Raw genomic sequence first — 20,597 nt, 5'->3', positions numbered from 1 at the left:
ACCTTAGAAGCGGGCTGAGCCGCTGACGTAGTAGCTGCGACCCGGTTCGACGTTCTGGAAGACGGTGTCTTTCTCTTGCAGGCGCACGTCGGTCAGGTTGTTGATCCCCAGTCGCAGGTCAAAGTTCTCGGTGACCTTGAAGCCGGTGCCGAGATCGAAGGTCTGATAGCTGGGCAGCTTGTGCAGTACGACAACCTTGTTAACGGTCTGCTCGGCAAACTGGGTGCCGGTGTAGGTGGTGCCGACAAAGGCATTGACCCGCTCGGTGGCCTGCCAGGTGATCTTGGCGTTGGCCTTGTGCTCCGGCCGCTCGGGCAGAGCCTGACCCTGATCGCCTTCCGCCTTGAGGTAGGTGTAGTTGGCTCCAAGGTTGATATTGTCGGTCAGATCGAGCTTGCCGGTCAGCTCCAACCCCTTGGTGGTGGCTTTCTCCAGGTTGTACCAGGTGCGGTCAGTGGAGTTCGGCAGCTGTTTGAAGGTGAGCATGTCGTCGATGTCGGAGTAGAACAGGGTGGCGCTGGTTTCCCAGATCCTTTCTCCTGCGATGACACCCAGCTCGTAGTTGGTGCTGGTTTCCGGCTTGACCTTGTCACTGCCATAGATGCGGCAGCTGCCGCCGCAGCTCTCGATGCTGTAACCGTTGGAGTACTGGTGTGGTGCCGGTGCCTTGAAGGCCTGGCTGACACCGCCTTTCACTGTCACCACATCGTTCATCTCATAGACCAGATAGCCGCGCGGGGTGAAGTGGCTGCCGTAGATCTCGTGGTGATCGTAACGGCCGCCCAGCGTGAAGGTCAGGCTGTCGGTCAGGCCAATTTCATCCTGGGCGAACAGCGCCTCCTGAGAGTGACTCTCCTTGCCGCCGATATCCTTGTAGCTCACCGCATCCACCAGCTCCCGGTCCAGATATTCACCACCCAGGGTCAGGTAGTGGTTGGCCAGCGCCAGGTTGGTATAGCCCTTGAGGGTCAGGGTGTTCTCTTCCAGCTCCCGCTGCTGTGGGGCAGAGTAGCTGGTGTTGAAGTCGTCTATCTGGGAGCTCTCGTAGTTGGCCATGACGGTGGTGTCACCCCAGCTCCAGTTCCCCTTGTGAGTCAGACCAAACAGGTTGCGATCGTTTTGCTGCTGGCGGCTGTGCACCTTGTTGCCGGTTTTGCGGAAGATATCGAGAGGCCGCTCATCCTGGTTGTAGAGGTAATCCAGCTCGAAGCGCTGCTGCTCATCCACCAGCCAGCTGAGGGTGGAGGCGAAGTTGCGGGTCTGTTTGGCTTCGATAAGGGGGATGCCGTCAGCAGCTTCGGTGGGGGTCCAGGCTTGACGGTCATACACCTCGCCGTTCATCCGGATCAGCAGGTTGTCGGTCAGCGGGCCGGTAAAGCCCAGGTTGGTTCTGTGCTGATCGCCGCCATCCTTGCCCTCGATGGCTTTGAAGTCGGCATCAGCCGCCCCTTGCCAGGTTTTGCCCGGCTGTTTGGTGATGATGTTGATGACACCACCGATGGCATCGGAGCCATAAAGTGCCGACATGGGGCCACGGATCACCTCGACCCGCTGGATCATGCCAAGGGGCACGGGAGTGTTGTCGAAGTTGCCGCCGCGCCACAGGGCATTGGAGGAGGAGAGGCGTTTGCCATCCACCAGCACTAGCGTGTACTTGCCGGACATGCCGCGAATACCGATATCGCTGCGGCCATTGGTGTCAGCTTCAGCCTGAATGCCCACTTCGTGGCGCAGCAGGTCGGCAAGGTCATTGACGGGCGCGGCGGCGATCTGTTCGGCCGTGATGACAGAGATAGAGGCCGGTGCCGAGCGGGTATTGTGCGCCGTTGTGGTGACGGTGATCACTTCATCTGCTTGAGGGGCGTTGCTGGCGGCGATCGCTTGCTGGGTCAGCAGAGTGACGATGGTGGTGGCCAGCAGACTGGGAGCAATAAAACGGGAGGTTGAGGATTTCATTATTTACATCTTCCATAATATACAAATGATAAGCGTTATCATTATCAAGTTGAATGTGCTCCGATCGCAACTCTTTTTTATCGGCGAAGTTCAGTTTCGTTCGTCACCTGTTTTTGACTAAAAAGAAGTTAATGAAATTGCTTCTCATTTGTATTGATCGTTTTTTCGCTCCTTGTTAGGATGCCGTTCACCCTGACATCTGGTGAGTCAAATGACTCACTTTAAGTCGTGTCAGGCAGTGATTCATTCCAAGGAGTAGCACCGTCATGTGTGACCATGCACTGGAAGGAGAGTGGCCCGCCACAGCGGTCGGGCTGGATAAAGTGTGCTGTTTTGCCAGCGGTGACAGGGTTCTGGTCGCCTCCGGTATCCACGACAGTTTTACCGGCATCCCGCCGGAGAAGCTGCTCGCCCATCTGCGTCAGTTGCGCCATCAGGGGATGGTCAATCCCATCGCCATCGGCGCCATTCCGTTTGATACCCAATCCCCCTGGCATCTGGTGATCCCGGCGCAATCGCAGTGGGTCAAACGGGATGCGTTGTTACCCGCCCGCTGCTGCCAGCTCCATGGCGAGGTGAGCGAAGTGACCGGCTCTGCCCACTATCAGGGGGCGGTGCGGGCGGCGTTGCAGCAGTTCAGTGAGGGCCAGCTCGAGAAGGTGGTGTTGTCGCGCGCCATCGACGTGCAGAGCGCAGAGCAGACCTCCCCCGCACACGCCTATGGCTCTCTGCTGGCCCAGAATCCGGGCGCCTATGTGTTCCAGATCCCGCTGCCGGAGGGGGAGACCCTGCTTGGCGCCAGCCCCGAGCTGCTGGTATCGCGCAGCGAGATGGCGGTGGTGAGCAATCCGCTGGCGGGCTCCCGTCCGCGCCACGCTTTTCCTGATCAACATGCGGCCAGTGCCGAACTGCTGGGGGCGCAGAAGGATCGCTATGAACATGCGCTGGTGGCCGATGCGGTCGCCGCCGCCCTCGCTCCCTTCTGCCGCGAGCTGGACGTCCCTCTGGAGCCGCAGGTGATCGCGACCCCTACCATGTGGCACCTCTCGACCCGCATCGCCGGGCGGCTCCATGAGCCCTCTCCCGTTCTGGCACTGGCGCTGGCACTGCACCCGACACCGGCGGTATGCGGCACGCCGCTCTCGGCAGCACGTCAGGCCATCGCCCGGCTCGAGGGGTACGAGCGCCGCTTCTACTGTGGCGCCGTCGGTTGGATGGATGCCGATGGCAATGGCGAGTGGGTTGTCACCATTCGCTGTGGCGTGCTGGCCGGTAGGCAACTGCGACTCTATGCTGGCGCCGGGGTGGTGGTGGGCTCTTCGCCGGAAGCGGAGTGGCAGGAGACCGCCGCCAAGCTTGGCACCATGCTGCGGGCGTTTGGCCTAGAGAGCCGGGAGCCGGAGGTAACTGTATGAAGCCGCTGGTGCCCTTTACCCCCTGGCCCGCCGAGCTGGCTGCCCACTACCGGGCACAAGGTTGGTGGCGCGGGCAACCGCTCACCGCCCTGCTCGATGAATCTGCAGAACGGTATCCCGAGCGCACGGCCCTGATCTGTGGCGAGCGCACCCTCAGTTATGGCCGGTTAAAGCGTGAGGTTGATGCGCTGGCGGCGCGGCTGGCGGCGCGCGGGCTGGGCCACGGCGATACAGCGCTGGTGCAGTTGCCCAACTGCGCCGAGTTCTATATCTGCTGGTTTGCCCTGATCCGCTGCGGCGTAGTGGCGGTGCATGCCCTCTACAGCCATCAGCGGCGCGAGCTGGTGGCCTTTGCCCGCCAGATTGAGCCCGCCTTGCTGGTACTCAGCCCCTCCCATACCGGCTTTGCCGGTGAAGCGGGGAGCCTCGCGGCCCTTGATGAGCGGGTATCGCCTTCTTGCCAGACACTGCTGTTCGAGCAGGCAGAAGGCTCCGATCTTCAGTCAGGATTTGCATGGCGTCAGTCTGAAACCATGGCCTGTGCTGATGGTTTTGTGCAGGTGGCCACAGCGCCTACACCAACCCCGGCCGATCAAGTCGCTTTTTTCCAGCTCTCCGGCGGCAGCACCGGCACCCCCAAACTGATCCCCCGTACCCACGATGACTATGGCTACAGCGTGTGCCAGAGCGTAGCGGTGTGCGGCTGGGATGAGCGGGTGATCTATCTCTGTGCCCTGCCTGCGCCCCACAATTTTCCCCTGAGCTCCCCCGGCGCACTCGGGGTGTTTTATGCCGGTGGCTGCGTGGTGCTGGCAAAGGATCCTTCCGCAGCAACCTGTCTGCCGCTGGTGCAGCGCCATCAGGTCAACTGGGCGGCATTGGTGCCACCGGCTCTGGCGCTCTGGCTGGAGGCGGCCAGCCACTATTCGCAGACCTCTCTGGAGTGTGTGCAGGTGGGCGGTGCGCGCCTCAGCCCGGCTCATGCCGAGGCGGTGGCGAGCCGCCTTGGTTGCCGCTTGCAGCAGGTGTTCGGCATGGCCGAGGGGCTGGTCAACTACACCCGCATCGAGGATGACCAGTGGCACATCGTCAATACCCAGGGCCGTCCAATGAGCCCGGGTGACGAGGTGGAGGTGCGAGGCAGCGACGGGCGCCCCTTGCCCGATGGCGAGTGCGGCGAGCTCTGGACGCGTGGCCCCTACACCTTTCGCGGCTACTTCAAGGCTGATGCCCACAATCAGCGTGCCTTCGACCGGGACGGTTTCTACTGCACCGGCGATCTGGTCTGCCGCTTGCCCGGTGGCCATCTGATGGTGGTGGGACGCAACAAGGATCAGATCAACCGGGGCGGAGAGAAGATCGACGCCCTCGAGATTGAAGAGCTGTTGCTGACCCACCCGGAAGTGCGGCAGGCAGCGCTGGTCGCCATGCCTGATCCCATGCTCGGGGAGCGCAGCTGCGCCTTTCTGATGTGCCGCGAGCCCCTCAATCTGCCCCGCTTGCGCCGTTTCCTGCGCGAGCAGGGGGTGGCCGATTACAAACTGCCCGATCGCCTGGTGCTGGTGGAGCAATTGCCCCACACCCCGGTCGGCAAGATAGACAAACAGACGCTGCGCGAGCAGCTCGCCAAGGAGTGTGCATGACCATTCAATCCCTCGCCGCCTATCCGCTGCCTATCGCAGAGGAGCTGCCCACCGGGCGGGTGAACTGGCCCTTCGAACCGGGCCGCGCCGCCTTGCTGGTCCACGATATGCAGCACTATTTCGTCGACTTCTACGGGGCGGGCAATCCTCTGATCAATCAGGTCATCGACCATATCGCCACCCTGATCCGTCAGGCGCGTGCCCTCGGCATGCCGGTGGTCTACACCGCCCAGCCCGCCGAGCAGAGTCAGGCCGATCGGGCGCTGCTCAATGACATGTGGGGGCCGGGGTTGACCCGAGCGCCGGAGCGTCAGCCGATTGTTTCGGCGCTGGCGCCCGAGCCGCAGGATACGGTGCTGACCAAGTGGCGCTACAGCGCTTTTTGCCGCTCACCGCTGGCAGAGCTGATGGCCGAATGGGGGCGGGATCAGCTGGTGATCTGCGGCATATACGGCCATATCGGAGTGATGCAGACAGCGGTCGATGCTTTTATGCGCGATATCCGCCCCTTCCTGGTGGCTGATGCCATCGCCGACTTCTCCCGCGAGGATCATCTGCTGGCGCTATCCTACGTCAGCCGCAATGCCGGTCGGGTGATTACCGTGGCCGAGGTGATGGCGGCCAGCAAACGCCCTCTGACTCGCGAGTCACTGCGTGATCTGGTGTTGGCGCGGCTGCCCGCCGAGATGCAGCATGAGCTGCCCACCGAGGATGACAACCTGCTCGACTACGGTCTCGACTCGCTGGCGGTGATGGGGCTGGTGGAAGAGTGGCGCCAGCAGGGGCTGGTGGTGGAGCTGGCCGAGCTGGCCCGCACGCCGACCCTGGCTCACTGGTGGGCGCTCCTCTCCCGTCAGCTTAATGTCAGTCAGGCCACGGCTTATCAGGTCAACGAAGAGCACGTCAGCGAACCGGAGTGCACCCCATGAGCGAGTGGCAAGGCAGAACCGTCTGGGTGACCGGCGCGGCGCAGGGAATTGGCCATGCGGTGGCACGCACCTTTGCAGAGGCAGGGGCCAGCGTGGTGTCGTTCGATCTGCAACTGGCCGAGGCGCTGCCCGGCAACGTGAAGGGAGTGGTGATCGATGTCAGCGACAGCGAGGCCGTGACCCGCTGCTGCGAACAGCTGCTCGACGAGGGGCTGGGGCCCGATGTGCTGGTCAATGTCGCGGGCGTACTGGCGACCGGCAAGCTCGATGAGGTGGATGACGCCCTCTTGCAGCGCACCTTCGCCATCAACACCTTCGCCCCCTTCTATCTGATGCGGGTCCTGACCCCCTGGTTTCAGGAACGGCGCAGGGGCGCCATCGTCAATGTCTCTTCCAATGCCGGTCGGGTACCGCGAGTGGGGATGGGCATCTATGGCGCCTCCAAGGCGGCGCTGACCAGCCTCACCCAAACGGCTGGGTTGGAGCTTGCCCCCTATGGGGTGCGCTGCAATCTGGTGTCGCCGGGCTCGACCCGTACCCCCATGCTGTACGGCATGTGGCAGGAGGGGGAGGCGGCGCAGCAGGAAGGAGAGCTGCGTACCATCGCGGGTCTGCCCGGGCAGTTCAAGCTGGGGATCCCCCTTGGCAAACTTGGGACCCCCGACGAGGTTGCCGCCAGCGTGCTGTTTCTCGCCTCCGATGCCGCCAGCCATATCACCCTGCAGGATCTGGTGGTTGATGGCGGTGCCACTCTGGGGGTCTAGCCCGCGCGCAGCCGATCTGGCAGGTGTGACACTCTACTTTATGGAGGAGGCCTGGCCTCCTCGCTTTTCAGCCATGCGGGCAGGAGCAACTCACTGCCCGCTCGATGTTTGCGCAAGGACATTTCCATGGAACAGACAATGGCGATGCGCGCCACCCATCAGCGTGGGGAGCCGCCGCGCTGGTCGCTTACCACCGCTCAGGCGGGCATATGGTTTGCCCAGCAAAAATATCCGCAGAGCCCCGCCTGCAATACCGGCGAGTACTGGCTGCTGGAGGGGGCGCTGGCACCCCATCACTTCACCCGCGCGGTGCGCCAGACTATCGACGAGATCCCCTGTCTGCACTGTGCCTTTGTGGCTACTGCCGATGGCCCGCAGATGGTGGCCAACCCCGCGTGCTGGCAGCTGAGCGAACGGGATCTGCGCAGCGAAGCCGATCCGCTTGCCGCCGCGCAGGCCGAGATGCGTGCGCAGCTGGCCGTCCCCTTCAATCTGGCCGGGGGGCCACTGTTTGCCACTACCCTCTATCGCCTTGGTGAGGAGCAGTGGGCCTGGTTTATCGCCGTGCACCATATCGCCATTGACGGCTTTGGCCTGAGCCTGCTCTGCCAGCGGGTGGCGAGCTGGTATGAGGCGCTCTGCATTGGCCAGCAGCCAGCCCCCTGTCGTTATGCGACCCAGCAGGAGTTGCTGGCCGAGGAGGTGGCCTATCAGGATTCGCCGCGCGCCGCGCGGGATCGCGATTTCTTCGTGCAGCAGCTGGCCGGGGTGGAGAGCCCTGCGTCGCTCTCCCGCCGTCCGGCGCAAGGGCCGGGCCCCACATATCGTCTTGAGCAGCGGCTTGCTGGCCGCCAGTGGCAGGCTTTGGTGGCACGGGCGAGTCGTTCGGCCTGTCACCCCTACAGCCTGCTGCTGGCGGCGGTGGCCAGCTATGTGCAGCGGATGAGCGGCGCTGGCGAGGTGGTGCTGGGTATTCCGCTGATGGGGCGGCTGGGCTCAGTGGCGGCCGATACCCCCTGCATGAAGGTCAATGTGGTGCCCCTGCGCATCGAGCTGAGCGGCACCAGCCGGGTAGGGGAGTTGCTGGCACAGGTCGAGCGGCAATTTGCCGCCCTGCGCCGTCATCAGGGCTGCCGTCAGGAGTGGTTGCAACAGCGCCAGCCGGGTCAGCCGCTGTTTGGCCCTCAGGTCAACCTGATGCCCTTTGCCCGTACCCTCAGCGTTGGTGAAGGTCACAACCAGGTTCGTGGCGAGGTGCAGGTGCTGGCGGCGGGGCCGGTGGAGGAGTGCGCCTTCTATTTTGCCGAGGAGGCAGGCGCTATGACCCTGACCCTCGAAGCACATCAGGGGCGCTTCAGCCAACAGGAGAGCGAACGTCATCTGGCCCGGCTGGTAGCCTATCTGGCGGCCTGGAGTGAGGCGGATGACGAGACCCTGGCGGTGCGCTTGCCGCTGCTGCTGCCCTGCGAGCAGGCTGAGCTGGCGCGCTGGAACCAAACCGACCATCCGTTGCCGACCACCACCCTGAGCGCACTGCTGGCCGAGGGGCTGGCGGCGGCAGATCAGAGCGCCATCGCGCTGGAGTGTGGCGCCGAGCGCTGGAGTGTGGACGAGTTGCGCCAGCGTACCCGCCAGCTAACCTGCTATCTGGCGGGGAGGGGCGTGGGCCCAGGTTGCCGGGTGGCGGTGGTGATCCCGCGCTCTCCCGAGCTTATTCTCGCCCAGCAGGCCATCATGGCGGTAGGTGCCGTCTACGTGCCCGTTGACCCGGACTATCCGGCGGAGCGGATCGGCTACATTCTCGCCAGCAGCGAGCCTGCGCTTGTGCTGACCAGCCATACGCTTCAGATGCCGCTCGACGTGGTCGCGCCACTTGTCTGCCTCGATGCCCCCGGTGTGGCAGAGCAGCTGGCGGCGGTAGAGTTGGCAACGACAGCACCTTGTGAGCTGCCAGCTCCCGGGCCGGAAGATGCGGCCTATATCATCTACACCTCCGGTTCGACCGGTCGGCCCAAAGGGGTAGTGGTGAGCCATGGTGCCATCGTCAACCGGCTGCTCTGGATGCAGCACATGTATCCCATCGGCCCGGCGGATCGGGTGCTGCAAAAGACCCCGGCCGGTTTCGATGTCTCCATCTGGGAGTTCTTCTGGCCCTTTATGACAGGTGCGCGGCTTGTGCTCGCCAAACCGGGTGGCCACAAGGATCCCGCCTACCTTGCCGAGCTGATTGAGCAGGCCGGGATCACCACCTTGCACTTTGTCCCCTCCATGCTGCAGATCTTTGTCACTCAGGCCGAGCCTGCGCGTTGCCGCGCCCTGCGCCAGGTATTCTGCTCCGGCGAGGCGCTGCCCGCGGATCTGGTGCAGCGCTGGTATGGGACATTCTCAGCCCCCCTGCACAACCTCTATGGCCCGACCGAGGCGGCGGTGGATGTCACCTGGTATCCCTGCCGGGCAGACGAGGCGGTGACCAGCGTGCCCATCGGCTATCCGGTCTGGAATACCTGCATCCACATTCTCGACCCCTGGTTGCAGCCTGTGCCGCCCGGTGTAGCGGGGGAGCTCTGGATTGGCGGCGTACAGGTGGCGGATGGCTACTTTGGTCAGCCCGAGCTCACTGCCGAGCGCTTTATTGCCAATCCCTTCGGGACGGGACGGCTCTATCGCAGCGGCGATCTGGCTGCCTGGCGCGAGGATGGCGCCATCGAGTATCTGGGGCGCCTCGATTTTCAGGTGAAGATCCGTGGCCAGCGCATCGAGCTGGAGGAGATCGAGCAGGTGCTGCTGCGCCACCCCCGGGTGGTGCAGGCGGTGGTGCTGGCCCCCGAATTTGCCCCCGGCGATCGCCGTCTGGTGGCCTATGTGGTAGCCGCAGATAGCAGAGATCTGACGCTGGCCGAGCTGGTACCCACCCTTGGCGCTTCCTTGCCTGACTACATGGTGCCGGGGCTCTTGGTAAACTTGGCCGAGCTGCCGCTTACCCCCAATGGCAAGCTGGATCGCAAGGGGTTGCCGCTGCCCGATATGGCGTTGGCGGTGGGTCAGGCGCTGCCGAAAACCCTGCTGGAGGAGCGGCTCTGTCGCCTCTTCGCCGAGATACTGGGGCTGGCGCGGGTCGGCGCCGACGATAACTTCTTTGCCCTCGGTGGTCACTCCCTGCTGGCGGCGCAGCTGGTGGTGCGCATTGAAGAGTCGACCGGACAGGCGCTCACTCTGGCCAGCCTGTTCGAAGCGCCGAGCCCTGCCCAGCTGGCGCGCCGTCTTGGCGGCGAACGGGAGGCAATGCCCATGCTGTTGCCCCTGCGAGCGTCCGGTGCGCAGGCGGGTACATCGGGCCCCACCCTCTTTTGCGTCCATCCCGCCGGCGGGCTCGGCTGGTGTTATGCGCCATTGGTGCCCCATCTGCCGACCGACATGGCCGTCTATGCCCTGCAGGCACGGGCGCTCTGCCAGCCGGATGCACCGCTGCCCGCCAGCTTTGACGAGCTGGCCCTCGACTATGTGACTGAGCTGCGTCGTCAGCAGAGCGAGGGGCCCTACTGGCTGCTCGGCTGGTCGCTCGGGGGCATGCTGGTGCACCGGATGGCCGCCATGTTGCAAGAGCAGGGACAGGAGGTGGCCATGGTGCTGCTGCTCGATGCCTACCCCTGTCAGCAGTGGCAGACCCAGCCGTTGCCCGACGAGCAGCGGATGCTCGATGCGCTGCTGCGGATGGGGGGGATTGCGGTTGCGGACGAGGCGCTCGACTCCCTTACTCGGGGCGACGTGGTGGCCAGGCTGGGAGCGGAGGGGAGTGCGCTGGCCATGCTCGACGAGCAGGTGGTGAGCGCCATGATTGAGCTGGTGGGCCACAACAACCGGCTGATCCGTCAGCCGGTCGACTACTGCTACCACGGGGAGGTGATCTTTATCGAGGCGTCAGCTTCCCGCCAGCCCTGGCTGGATGGACGTGGCTGGGAGCCGCTGACAAAAGGCGAAATCCGCTATGAGCGCTTCCCCTGTCTGCATCAGGAGATGGAGCATCCCGACTGGTTGGCGAAGATCGGCGCTTTTATTTGTGAGCGGGTCGATGGGGTCGGGCAACAACCGCACATCCGGCAGGAAGGGGATGCATGACCCCGGTTGCCGCCATCCGGGAAGCCTTGCAGGCGGGCAAGCTGGTGGGGCTGGGGGAGCCGCACTGGCACCCGGATTTTATCCGGCGCCAGCACGCCTGGCTGTGTGATCCGGCGCTCTGGGGAATCATGACCGATCTGGTGCTGGAGTGCGGCAACCGCCGCCATCAAGGCTTGCTCGATGCCTGGCTGGCGGGTGAGGTGCGCTGGCAAGGGGAGCCGCTGACGCTGGCGCGGCTCTATCCGGTCTGGCTCGACTCCTGTGCCTTTCCCGCTTGGATGGCCCCCGAGTTTCCGGCTCTCTTTTCCGCTCTGCGCCAGAGCAATCTGGCGCGCCCTGCACATATGCGGCTGCGGGTGCATCTCTGCGAGCCCTTATTCGAGTGGCAGGAGATGAGCTCGGAGCGCTGGCAGCAGCACAACAGGGAGCGGGATCAGGCGCTGGCCGACTATCTTCTAACACTTCCCCCGCGCGGCGTGGTGGTGCTGGCAGGGGCGCGCCATCTGCTCAAAGCTGCAGGGGATCCCCACTTTGCTCAGCCGACGCTGGGCCAGTTGCTGGAGGCCGCACGGCCGGGTTGGCTGCAGGTGCTTCACCCCTGGCCAATGGCTGATGGAAAGGGAGATGGGGAAGAGGAGCGAGTGTGCGAGCTGGCCGGGATCGCGACTGCCGACCTCTATCCCCACTGGCCGGTGCATCCGCCGCTGGAGACTCTTATCGACAGGTTGGTGCGCGTGGCTGATGGGGGACGGGAGATGCGAATTTGCCCCACCTTGCTGGCCGAGCCCTGGTGCAGCCACTTGCTAAGCCGTGCTCACTTGCTGCCAGTTGGCATGGCCCGCCAACTGCAACAGTGGTTGGCGTAACTGCTGGTTGGCGTAACGGCTGACTGAAGTAACTCAATGGGGGAGCAAGGCTCCCCTTTTTCACATTTTGCATCCTGCATTCAGCGCTGCAAAGTTGCACCATTTACGGCATACCTTCCCACTCATCGCCGAAAATTCAGCTCCTTCGCTACTTTAAAGAAGTTTCGACTGGTCTTACCTGAGCAAATCTCTTTGCTTTTTATTTAACAAGGTATTTACATCTAGGTGTCACCAGCATCGGTGACGCTCACAACGGCAAGGAGCCAGTTATGACCCATGTCGACATCCCTTTCCTTCGTTACCTCGATGCGGAAGGGTGCCCGGTCGCCACCTTACCGACCTGGCTGGACAAGGCGATACTGCACACCTTCTACCGCAATATGGTGATGGTGCGCAGCTATGACAAAAAAGCGATTGCGCTGCAACGAACCGGCAAACTCGGTACTTTTCCCTCCCATCTCGGCGCAGAAGCCGTGGGGATTGGCATTGGTCTGGCCATGCAGCCGCAGGATGTCTACGTTCCCTACTATCGGGACATGCCCACCCTCTATGTGCGGGGCGTGCCGATGGAGAAGAACCTGCAATATTGGGGTGGTGACGAGCGGGGCAGTTATTTTCTCAAACCCGATGGGACCCCCTCTGAAGATCTCCCCATCTGCGTCCCCATCGCCACCCAGATCACCCACGCTTGCGGTATTGCGTCTGCCTTCAAACTGCGTAATCAACCGCGCGTCGCCGTAGTCACTATCGGCGACGGCGGTACCTCCAAGGGTGATTTTCTGGAGGGGCTCAACTGCGCCGGGGTCTGGCATCTGCCGATGGTCATCATCGTCAACAACAACCAGTGGGCCATCTCGGTGCCGCGCAAGCTGCAATCGAGCGCTCCTACGCTGGCCCAGAAGGGGATTGGCGCCGGGGTGCGCAGTCTGCAGGTGGATGGCAATGATGTGGTGGCGGTCTACGATGCCGCCCGCAGTGCCGTCGAACGGGCCCGCAGCGGCAAGGGGCCGACCCTGATAGAAGCGGTCAGTTATCGCCTCGGCGATCACACCACGGCCGACGATGCCACTCGTTATCGCGATGGGGCCGAGGTCGAGGCCGCCTGGGCGAAAGAGCCGGTCAAGCGGCTACGCCAGTTTATGCATAGCAAAGGGTGGTGGGATGAGGAGCAGGAGCAGAGTCTGCTGGCGGACGCCGCCCGAGAGGTAGAACAGGCGGTTGCCCGTTATGAGGCGATGGCGCCCCAGCCGCCGGAGGCGATGCTCGATTATCACTACGCCAGCCTGCCCGCCGAACTCGTGCCCCAGCGCGAGCGAGTGATTGCCAAGGGGATGAAGCAGGAGGTTGGCCATGAGTGAGATCAGTTTGCTGGAAGCGGTCAACATGGCCCTTCACTACGAGATGGAACACGACCCGGATGTGGTGGTGTTGGGCGAGGATGTGGGGGTCAACGGCGGGGTGTTTCGCGCCACGGTTGGCCTGCGCGACAAGTTCGGTTTCAAGCGGGTGATCGACACGCCGCTGGCCGAGGGGCTGATCGCCGGGGTGGCGGTCGGCATGGCCACCCAGGGGCTCAAGCCGGTGGCTGAGTTCCAGTTTCAAGGCTTCATCTTCCCCGGGATGGAGCAGATCATCTGTCAGGCGGCGCGGATGCGAAACCGCACCCGTGGCCGCCTCTCCTGTCCCCTCGTCTATCGCTCCCCGTATGGCGCGGGCATTCATTCGCCTGAACATCACAGCGAGAGCGTCGAGGCGCTGTTTGCCCATATTCCGGGGCTACGGGTGGTGATCCCCTCCAGCCCGAGGCGCGCTTATGGTTTGCTGCTCTCGGCCATCCGCGATCCGGATCCCGTGATGTTTTTCGAACCGGATCGCATCTATCGCTCGATGAAATCCGAGGTGGTGGATGACGGTGTCGGCTTGCCGCTGGATGTCTGTTTCACCCTGCGCCCGGGCCGGGATATCACGATAGTGGCTTGGGGGGCCTGCATTCAGGAGGTGATGCGGGCGGCGAACCTGCTGGCCGAGCAGGATATCCAGTGCGAGGTGCTGGATCTGGCCACCATCAAGCCGCTGGATATGGAGACCATCCTCACCTCGGTACGCAAGACCGGCCGCTTGCTGGTGGTACACGAGGCGTGTGGCAGCTTCGGGGTCGGGGCCGAAATTGTGGCACGGGTGACCGAACAGGCGCTTCCCAGCCTCAAGGCGCCGCCCAAGCGGCTGACCGGGGTGGATGCCGCCGTCCCCTACTATCGCAACGAAGCGTATTACCTCATCACCGAGCAGGATATCGCCGATGCGGCTCACCAGCTGATGGAGAACCAGTGGCTATGAAATTTTTCAAATTACCGGATCTGGGTGAAGGGTTGGCCGAAGCCGAGATCGTCGAATGGAAGGTGAGTGCCGGTGATACCGTCGCGGTCGATCAGGTGCTCTTGTCGGTGGAAACTGCCAAGGCGCTGGTGGACGTCCCCTCTCCGGTAGCCGGGGTGATTGCCCGTCTCTGCGGCGCCGAGGGAGATATCCTCCATATCGGTGCGCCGCTGGTGGAGTTTGAGGGGGGGGAGGATGATGGCACCGTGGTGGGCAAGGTGAGCGCCCATCAGCAGCATATCGAGGATCACTTCGTGGTGGGGGCCATTGCCCCGGGTGGCGCGCTGGTGCAAGCCATGCCTGCCGTGCGTCTGCTGGCACAAAAACTGGGTCTGGAAATCGACCGGATCAAGGGAAGTGGCAGCGGCGGCATGGTGACCGAGCTGGATGTGCAGCAGGCATTCGAGGCCCAGCAGAGCAGTGGCAACGAATTCCTCAAAGGGTCGCGCAGGGCCATGGCCAAGGCGATGGAGCTCTCTCATCAGACTGTGGTGCCGGTCAGCATCACCGACGAGGTGGATTTGCGTCACTGGCGGCCTGATGAGGATGTGACGGTGCGCCTTATCAAGGCCATTGGCGTGGCGTGCCGCGCCGAGCCCTCGATGAATGCCTGGTTTGATGGCGGCACCCTGTCACGGCGGCTGTTTAAAGAGGTCAATGTAGCCATTGCAGTGGATTCAAAGCATGGCCTCTATGTGCCGGTGATGGAGAACGTGGCCGAGCGGGAGGGGGCGGATATCCGGCAGGGGCTGGATCGGATGATCGCCGATGTGAAAGCGCGCGCCGTGCCGCGCGAGATGTTGCAGGGGGCGACCATTACGCTCACCAACTTCGGCGCCATCGCAGGCCGCTATGCCAGCCCTATCGTTACGCCGCCGCAGGTGGCCATCATAGGGGCAGGCAAATTGTTCGAAAAAGTGGTGTTCATCCATGGTGAAGCGCGTCCCGTCAGGGCATTGCCGCTGTCGATGACATTTGACCACAGAGCCTGTACTGGCGGGGAGGCGGCTCGTTTTCTCAGAGCACTGGTGGAAGCGTTGGAAGCGGCCACCTTATAACGGTTTGTGCCCTGTCGTTGGCAGGGCACAAATTTGTTTGCGTAATCTACAAAGCCACGTATAATCCAAACCAGCTTGAAAGGGCGATAGTTATGTCAATGAATACGATGTTTCACATCTTGTCCTGTTGTTCATAAGTTAATCCCGTTTTTTGAGCTTTACCCGCTGAAAAGCATAAGTAATTATTTTGAATACAGGTTTAAAAGATATGTCTAACATGATCACCGGTACCGTTAAGTTTTTCAACGAAACCAAAGGTTTTGGCTTCATCCAGCAAGAAAACGGCCCGGACGTTTTCGTTCACTTCAGCGCCATTCAAGGTAACGGTTTCCGTACCCTGGCTGAAGGTCAGCGCGTACAGTTCTCTGTGACCCAAGGTCAGAAAGGCCCGCAGGCTGAGAACGTAACCGCTCTGTAATTCTTACAGAATTTAAGAAAGCCGTGGTACCTCTGGTGCCACGGCTTTTTGTTTATCTGGCTTCTGCTACTGACTCCCATGTGCTGAATCATGCTGTTATCGCTCCTGCTTGCTGCCACCTTGACTCTGACGTCCGATGCGCCGGTACCGGTTCAATCCGCGATGGAAGCGCAGGTGATCTGCCAGCAATTCGTCCAGGTCCGGATGGGCACTGCACAGCAACCCGATGAGGTGAATGCGCGACTGGTGCCTGAAAGGGAGGGGGGAGTGGCTGGTGGATGGCAAAGTAAAAGGACCCGAAGGTCCTTTGCTGTTTGCCTGTCATCTTCACCAAGGGGAGCGCTGGGAGCTACTCAACTTTTCGCTCTGGGCACCACAGCCGGTCAAAGCGGTTTGAGTGCAACCAGCAGATGTTGCAGGTGTTCAACCATGGTCATGCCAAACGGGGTGAGATAGCCGCCATCTTCTGCGCTGATGAGCCCCTGTTGGTGCAGACGGGCTGCCGCCTGGCACAACTCTTCAGACATATCGCTGCGTAATTTAATCCCTAGGCTCATGTTGGCCGGATCAAAGCATGCCAGTATTTTCAAATCGTTCACGAATTCGTTAGAAACCTGGTCGATCCCAATCATGGATTTACTCCTTACGCTAAAGATGTATGCAAACTAGCATCCCCGGATCCACTTTAGTGGGCGCTGGCTCAAATTATTGATCTTTGGCTGGATGCTGCGTTTCAAATGCTGTTTTTTTCGGCGTAATCAGATGGTTGGCTGACAGCTTCGCCAAGGGCCGAGCCGGACCAAACGTGGTAGGATAGGGGAATTCTTTATATCGGACGGTCCATTGGCGGCTGTTCGCCCAGTCCAAGGTATTGCTCATGGTCAAGATCACGCTGGTATCCCTGCTGCATTCACACACCGCCACTTTCCCTGTTTACCCAGTCTCCTTGCTGACCTCCTTGTTGGAGGGCCATGAGGGAGAGGTGTGGCTACCTACCCGCAAGGGGGGCGACATTACCCATCTTCGCAAACATGCTAAAGGGGCTCGCGCCCGCGAGCTGGCAAATCTCGATGCCGGTTGGTGCGATTTTATATCTGGTCAGGAAGGGGCGACTGCGGAGCTGGATGCGCTGGCCAACTACGACACCGAGATGATGGACAACTTGCAGATGTACTGGCATAGCGCGGGCAAGATCAACAGCCCGATCACAGATAATTTGTTCGAACTTCGTCGCGAAGTGGTGGATGAGGCCCATGGCGAAAAGCTTGCCGCTCTCTGGGAGCAACAACAACAGCAGCGATTTGAGCAGTTGATGAAAAGTGCGGCTGACGGTCGGGATCAACTCTGTTTCGTCGAAGTAGAGTCTGCCTACTGGCTGCGACAGAAGTTGAGCGAGCAACCTGATGTAGAGCTGATCACCCCGACCTTTTAATCAGGTCTGGAAGGTGGGTGAGACGTTTTATTCGCCGCCCTGCTCTATCCTTATGAGCGTTGCTGTTTCCCCGACGGGAGTCAGGAGGCGGCAAGCTGGACAAGCTGACCACAAGATGTGAACATGGCGCCCTTTATCGAGAGAGAGACTTGGCCAATGAGCTATGAACTGAGCGACACCGAGCGCAATGCCGCGCTGCAACTGAACGCTGACTACCGTTACGATCACTTCATCAGCAAGCTGGTCGAGCATGAAGAGCTGTTCGTCCTGACTGACGAGCATGGCGTCATGATGCTGACCACCGACGATGAAGATTGCATCCCGGTATGGCCGCACCCGGAGTACGCCAAGGCGTGGGCCGAAGGTGAGTGGGCAGATTGCAAACCACAGTCCATCACCCTCAAGGTGTGGCTGGAGCGGTGGATTGACGGCATGGAGCAGGATGAACTCTGTGTAGCCGTGTTCCCGACTCCGGATCAGGAAGGTATCGTGCTGGAGCCGGCCGATGTGGCTGATGCCATCGCCCAGAAGCAGGCCAAGCGCGGCTGATCACCGAGCTATTCGCAACACCGGTTGCCAACAAAGACCCCGCTATCTGGCGGGGTCTTTTGTTTTAAGGACTTTTGCCGATGGGCTGATGCAATCAGGGCTGGCGATAAGTGGTGTCGATGATGGGCTCGGCCGGGAAGATCTTGCCACTCTTGATGGCTGCCCTGGTCTCGGATTTTAGCTCTTCATCAATCCATAGCAGACCGCCATAGCTGTAACCGCTGTTGTCGCCACCGAGGGGCCAGTAAAGTTGCTCGCTCTTGGGGGTTGCAGGTACTTTTGGCAGTTTGATCCAGCGCCATGCGCCTTCCCGGGTGTAGGGCACCTGATACGCAGGCACGAAGCTGGCCAGTTCATAGAGCCGCTGCTGGATCTGCCGTGACAGGGCCGCCTTTTTGGCAAAGTCGAACTCCTTGTCATACTGCTCCACCAAGGCTGTGATGGCGTCGTCATCGATGTTCATGATGTTGTTGGTCTGGGGTTTGTTGGCGTTGATCTTGTGGAAGAACTCCCAATAGGCGGGATAGCGGCTGCCCGCCCAGGCCATCCAGGCGCTCTGGTGCTTTTTCTCCAGCATCGATTTGAAACCGGCCGATGCATCCATCAGGTTGAGCTCCAGATTAAGCCCCGCCTTCTTGGCCTCTTCCCGCAACAGCGTGAGCCGCTGGGCGTGCTCCGCCGTGGTGTAGGTGATAGCGAGGGTAAGTGACTGCCCCTTGTCGTTTTGCAAAATTCCCTGCGGCCCCACTTTGTTGAAACCGGCTTTGGCAAAGTATTCCCGTGCCAGTTTGGGAGCGAACGGACGGGCCTTGATCTCGCTGTTGGTAAACTCACCCTGACCTGAGCCATAACTGTTGAGTCGCTGGTAATCCCCCCGCAGCAGGGTGGTGAGCATCTTGTCGAGGTTGAGGGCATGCTGGATCCCGAGCCGCACATCGAGATTATTCAGCAGCGGATCGGCGGTGTTGAGATAGAGCCCCATCGGCGATTGCGGAGTCTGGTTGTAGAACCAGGTGCGCCCGATATAACCCTTCTCGAACTCTGCAGTTTTGGTCTTGTCGTGCCACCAGTTGGGCATCACCAGCGGGAAGGTGTCGAGATCGCCGCGCAGGAAGTGCTGCCAGGCGATGTTCAGATCCCTGAGCACCTTGATCTCGATCCGCGCAGGATTGAAGCGATGCTGGAAGTAGCGCTCGTCATCCCCCCACCAGTTTTCAATCCGCTTGAAGGTGACCGATTTACCCTTTTTCACCTGATCGATCTGATAGGGGCCGGTGACTGGCAACACCTTCCAGTTGTACTCCTTGACCCAGTTGGCGGTGAGCTTGATGGCGTGGCTCGGCTCCGGGCTGATGGGCAGTGATTCGAGCAGATCCTGGCGGCTCTTTTCGGTGCCGCTGGTGATGGCCAGGGTGTGATCATCAAACTTGGTGATATCGGCTATCTGGGTGCTGTAGTAGTTGTTGTACCAGGGGTCGTTGATCTCTTTGCTGCGCATCATCTTGAGGGTAAAGAGCCAGTCATCGGCGGTGACCGGTTGGCCATCTGACCAGCGCGCCTTGGGATTGATGCGAAAATAGAGGGTCTTGTTGTCGGCGCCGAAGGCCCACTCGTTTGCCAGCATCGGCATGGGGTTGCCGGTGACGGGATGAGTGCTCAGCAGTGGCAGGTTGGTTTCCCGCACGTAACCGGCAAAGCCCCCGTTGGAGTCGGGGCCATATTTGCGCAGGGTCAGGGGGAAGCTGGTCATAAAGGTGCGAAAGGTGCCGCCGCGCTTGGCGGCCGGATCGGCATAGAGAGGATCCTGGTTGTTGCTCTCCCACTTCAAGTCGGCAGGCAGCGTGGCACTCCAGCCAAACGGGCTCCAGCACAGGGTCAGGGTGATGGCGGTGGCGCGAATGATAGGGGAGAGTCGGCGCTCCCCGGCTGTGATGGTCGATGGCATGTCCTTGCTCTCCTGAAGTCTGCTTCCTGCAGATCACACACTGGTGATGTCAGTCCCGATGGGGACTGGCTCATCATGGAAATTTTATCCTGTCAGGTCAATGAAATAGCGTAAATGGGCAGGCGCTCATCATGTCGCTCTCTGTGGTTTGAACCAGCGCAGTCGGCTACCCAGCAGATGGACCACAAAGCCGAGCAGCACCAGAGCTGAGCCCAGCCACTGCAAGGGTGTTGGATGTTCATCGAGCAGCAGCGCTGCCGTGACCATGCCGACACAGGGGATCAGCAGGGAGAGCGGTGCCACCTGCGCCACCGGATAGCGCATCAGCAGTCGTCCCCACAGGCCGTAACCCAGCCAGGTCGCGACATACGAGAGATAGAGCACGCACAGCAATCCCTGCCAGCTGAAGTCGCGCAGGCTGCTGGCCATCAGCTCCGGCCCTTCGAACAGCCAGGAGAGGGCGAAAAATGGCAGGATGGGCACCAGACCGCCCCAGGCGATCAGGCTCGGCAGCGTGGTCTGGTAGCGCAGACCAATCTGGCGATTGATGACGTTGCCAAGGCCCCAACAGGCGGCGGCACACAGCGTCAGGACAAACCCTAACAGGGTCAGGTTGCCTTCACCGTGAGTGGCGATGAGATAGAGGCCGAATCCCGCCAAGGGCAGCGCCACCCAGTGGTGGGATTGCCAGCGCTCCCCCAGCCAGATCATTGCAAAAAGCAGGGTGAATACCACCTGGGATTGCAGCACCAGCGAGGCCATACCTGCGGGCATGCCGAATTTCATGGCACTGAACAAAAATGCGAATTGACCGAGGCTGATGGCGCCGCCATAGGCCAGCAGCCAGCGCCAGGGCATGGCGGGTTTGGGTACCAGCAAGATGGCGGGGAAGACCACGCCGATAAAGCGCAGCGCACCCAGCAGCAGTGGGGGGCTCCCCTCCAGCCCCCACTTGATGGCCACGAAGTTAAGCCCCCAGCAGAGGATGACCAGAGCGGCCAAAAACTTGTCTTTGGTGTGCATGCGGTGTCCTTCGGTCTGTGGCCTCTGCCATGAGAGGCCAAAAGAGGACGAGCATACCCCCGCCAGGGTGGGCGCCGTCAAGCCGACCGGCGGGGGAGCAACCCGGC

17 protein-coding genes and 1 pseudogene are annotated in these 20,597 nt (G+C 61.5%); 13 read left to right on the top strand and 5 right to left on the bottom strand.

Going from position 1 to position 20,597, the window contains the following annotated elements; genetic code table 11:
• Positions 1 to 3: 3 nt before the first annotated feature.
• Positions 4 to 1,956, bottom strand: a complete 1,953-nt coding sequence (locus G5253_RS02205) for a TonB-dependent receptor domain-containing protein (protein ID WP_266133758.1) — start codon at positions 1,954 to 1,956, stop codon at positions 4 to 6.
• A gap of 266 nt (positions 1,957 to 2,222) precedes the next feature.
• Between G5253_RS02205 and G5253_RS02200 the strand changes: the two genes are divergently transcribed.
• The 11 genes and pseudogenes from G5253_RS02200 (at position 2,223) to G5253_RS02150 (ending at position 15,938) form a co-directional block, all read left to right on the top strand.
• The gene (locus G5253_RS02200) at positions 2,223 to 3,371 is read left to right on the top strand and encodes an isochorismate synthase (RefSeq protein WP_266133759.1); all 1,149 of its coding nucleotides are present in this window, start codon (positions 2,223 to 2,225) and stop codon (positions 3,369 to 3,371) included.
• Complete coding sequence (locus G5253_RS02195; protein ID WP_266133760.1) at positions 3,368 to 5,014, top strand: (2,3-dihydroxybenzoyl)adenylate synthase; 1,647 nt, start codon at positions 3,368 to 3,370, stop codon at positions 5,012 to 5,014. Before G5253_RS02200 ends, G5253_RS02195 begins: the two co-directional genes overlap by 4 nt.
• On the top strand, positions 5,011 to 5,943 hold the full coding sequence (locus G5253_RS02190) for an isochorismatase family protein (protein ID WP_266133761.1): 933 nt from the start codon (positions 5,011 to 5,013) through the stop codon (positions 5,941 to 5,943). The genes G5253_RS02195 and G5253_RS02190 overlap by 4 nt, the downstream gene beginning before the upstream one ends.
• Positions 5,940 to 6,707 carry a 2,3-dihydro-2,3-dihydroxybenzoate dehydrogenase gene (gene dhbA / locus G5253_RS02185; protein ID WP_266133762.1) on the top strand — a complete coding sequence of 256 codons (768 nt, stop codon included), beginning with the start codon at positions 5,940 to 5,942 and terminating at the stop codon, positions 6,705 to 6,707. The genes G5253_RS02190 and dhbA overlap by 4 nt, the downstream gene beginning before the upstream one ends.
• A gap of 126 nt (positions 6,708 to 6,833) precedes the next feature.
• Positions 6,834 to 10,823, top strand: coding sequence for an amino acid adenylation domain-containing protein (locus G5253_RS02180; RefSeq protein ID WP_266133763.1), 3,990 nt, complete (start codon positions 6,834 to 6,836; stop codon positions 10,821 to 10,823).
• The gene (locus G5253_RS02175; protein ID WP_266133764.1) at positions 10,820 to 11,689 is read left to right on the top strand and encodes a hypothetical protein; all 870 of its coding nucleotides are present in this window, start codon (positions 10,820 to 10,822) and stop codon (positions 11,687 to 11,689) included. The genes G5253_RS02180 and G5253_RS02175 overlap by 4 nt, the downstream gene beginning before the upstream one ends.
• Before the next feature lie 269 nt (positions 11,690 to 11,958).
• Positions 11,959 to 13,047, top strand: a complete 1,089-nt coding sequence (gene pdhA / locus G5253_RS02170; protein WP_266133765.1) for a pyruvate dehydrogenase (acetyl-transferring) E1 component subunit alpha — start codon at positions 11,959 to 11,961, stop codon at positions 13,045 to 13,047.
• Positions 13,040 to 14,026, top strand: a complete 987-nt coding sequence (locus G5253_RS02165) for an alpha-ketoacid dehydrogenase subunit beta (protein ID WP_040066143.1) — start codon at positions 13,040 to 13,042, stop codon at positions 14,024 to 14,026. Before pdhA ends, G5253_RS02165 begins: the two co-directional genes overlap by 8 nt.
• On the top strand, positions 14,023 to 15,123 hold the full coding sequence (locus G5253_RS02160; protein ID WP_266133766.1) for a dihydrolipoamide acetyltransferase family protein: 1,101 nt from the start codon (positions 14,023 to 14,025) through the stop codon (positions 15,121 to 15,123). The genes G5253_RS02165 and G5253_RS02160 overlap by 4 nt, the downstream gene beginning before the upstream one ends.
• Positions 15,124 to 15,331: 208 nt before the next feature.
• Positions 15,332 to 15,541 (top strand): cold-shock protein, encoded by a 210-nt coding sequence (locus G5253_RS02155; protein WP_005302803.1) that lies wholly within the window; start codon positions 15,332 to 15,334, stop codon positions 15,539 to 15,541.
• Positions 15,542 to 15,631: 90 nt separating this feature from the next.
• Positions 15,632 to 15,938 (top strand): annotated as a pseudogene (locus G5253_RS02150) (hypothetical protein).
• Here G5253_RS02150 and G5253_RS02145 read toward each other — a convergent pair.
• Both G5253_RS02145 and G5253_RS02140 read right to left on the bottom strand, forming a co-directional pair.
• Positions 15,925 to 16,173, bottom strand: a complete 249-nt coding sequence (locus G5253_RS02145; RefSeq protein ID WP_005334209.1) for a TIGR02647 family protein — start codon at positions 16,171 to 16,173, stop codon at positions 15,925 to 15,927. The pseudogene G5253_RS02150 and the gene G5253_RS02145 sit on opposite strands and share 14 nt — an antisense overlap.
• A gap of 73 nt (positions 16,174 to 16,246) precedes the next feature.
• The gene (locus G5253_RS02140; RefSeq protein WP_227340851.1) at positions 16,247 to 16,420 is read right to left on the bottom strand and encodes a hypothetical protein; all 174 of its coding nucleotides are present in this window, start codon (positions 16,418 to 16,420) and stop codon (positions 16,247 to 16,249) included.
• On the opposite strand from G5253_RS02140, the gene G5253_RS02135 reads away from it, so the two are divergent.
• Positions 16,419 to 16,973, top strand: coding sequence for a hypothetical protein (locus G5253_RS02135; protein ID WP_266133768.1), 555 nt, complete (start codon positions 16,419 to 16,421; stop codon positions 16,971 to 16,973). The genes G5253_RS02140 and G5253_RS02135 overlap by 2 nt on opposite strands.
• A 156-nt stretch (positions 16,974 to 17,129) precedes the next feature.
• Positions 17,130 to 17,522, top strand: a complete 393-nt coding sequence (locus tag G5253_RS02130; RefSeq protein ID WP_005344491.1) for a DUF2750 domain-containing protein — start codon at positions 17,130 to 17,132, stop codon at positions 17,520 to 17,522.
• 94 nt (positions 17,523 to 17,616) lie between these two features.
• Here G5253_RS02130 and G5253_RS02125 read toward each other — a convergent pair whose 3' ends face one another.
• Together G5253_RS02125 and G5253_RS02120 are read right to left on the bottom strand one after the other, a co-directional pair.
• Entirely contained in the window at positions 17,617 to 19,467 is a 1,851-nt protein-coding gene (locus G5253_RS02125) for an extracellular solute-binding protein (protein ID WP_266133769.1), read from the bottom strand.
• 129 nt (positions 19,468 to 19,596) lie between these two features.
• Positions 19,597 to 20,490 carry an EamA family transporter gene (locus G5253_RS02120; RefSeq protein ID WP_266133770.1) on the bottom strand — a complete coding sequence of 298 codons (894 nt, stop codon included), beginning with the start codon at positions 20,488 to 20,490 and terminating at the stop codon, positions 19,597 to 19,599.
• Positions 20,491 to 20,597: the final 107 nt, after the last annotated feature.

The organism is Aeromonas sp. 602658 (assembly GCF_049173005.1).
Classification (GTDB): domain Bacteria; phylum Pseudomonadota; class Gammaproteobacteria; order Enterobacterales; family Aeromonadaceae; genus Aeromonas; species Aeromonas veronii_A.
This window is presented reverse-complemented; position numbering and strand designations above follow the sequence as displayed.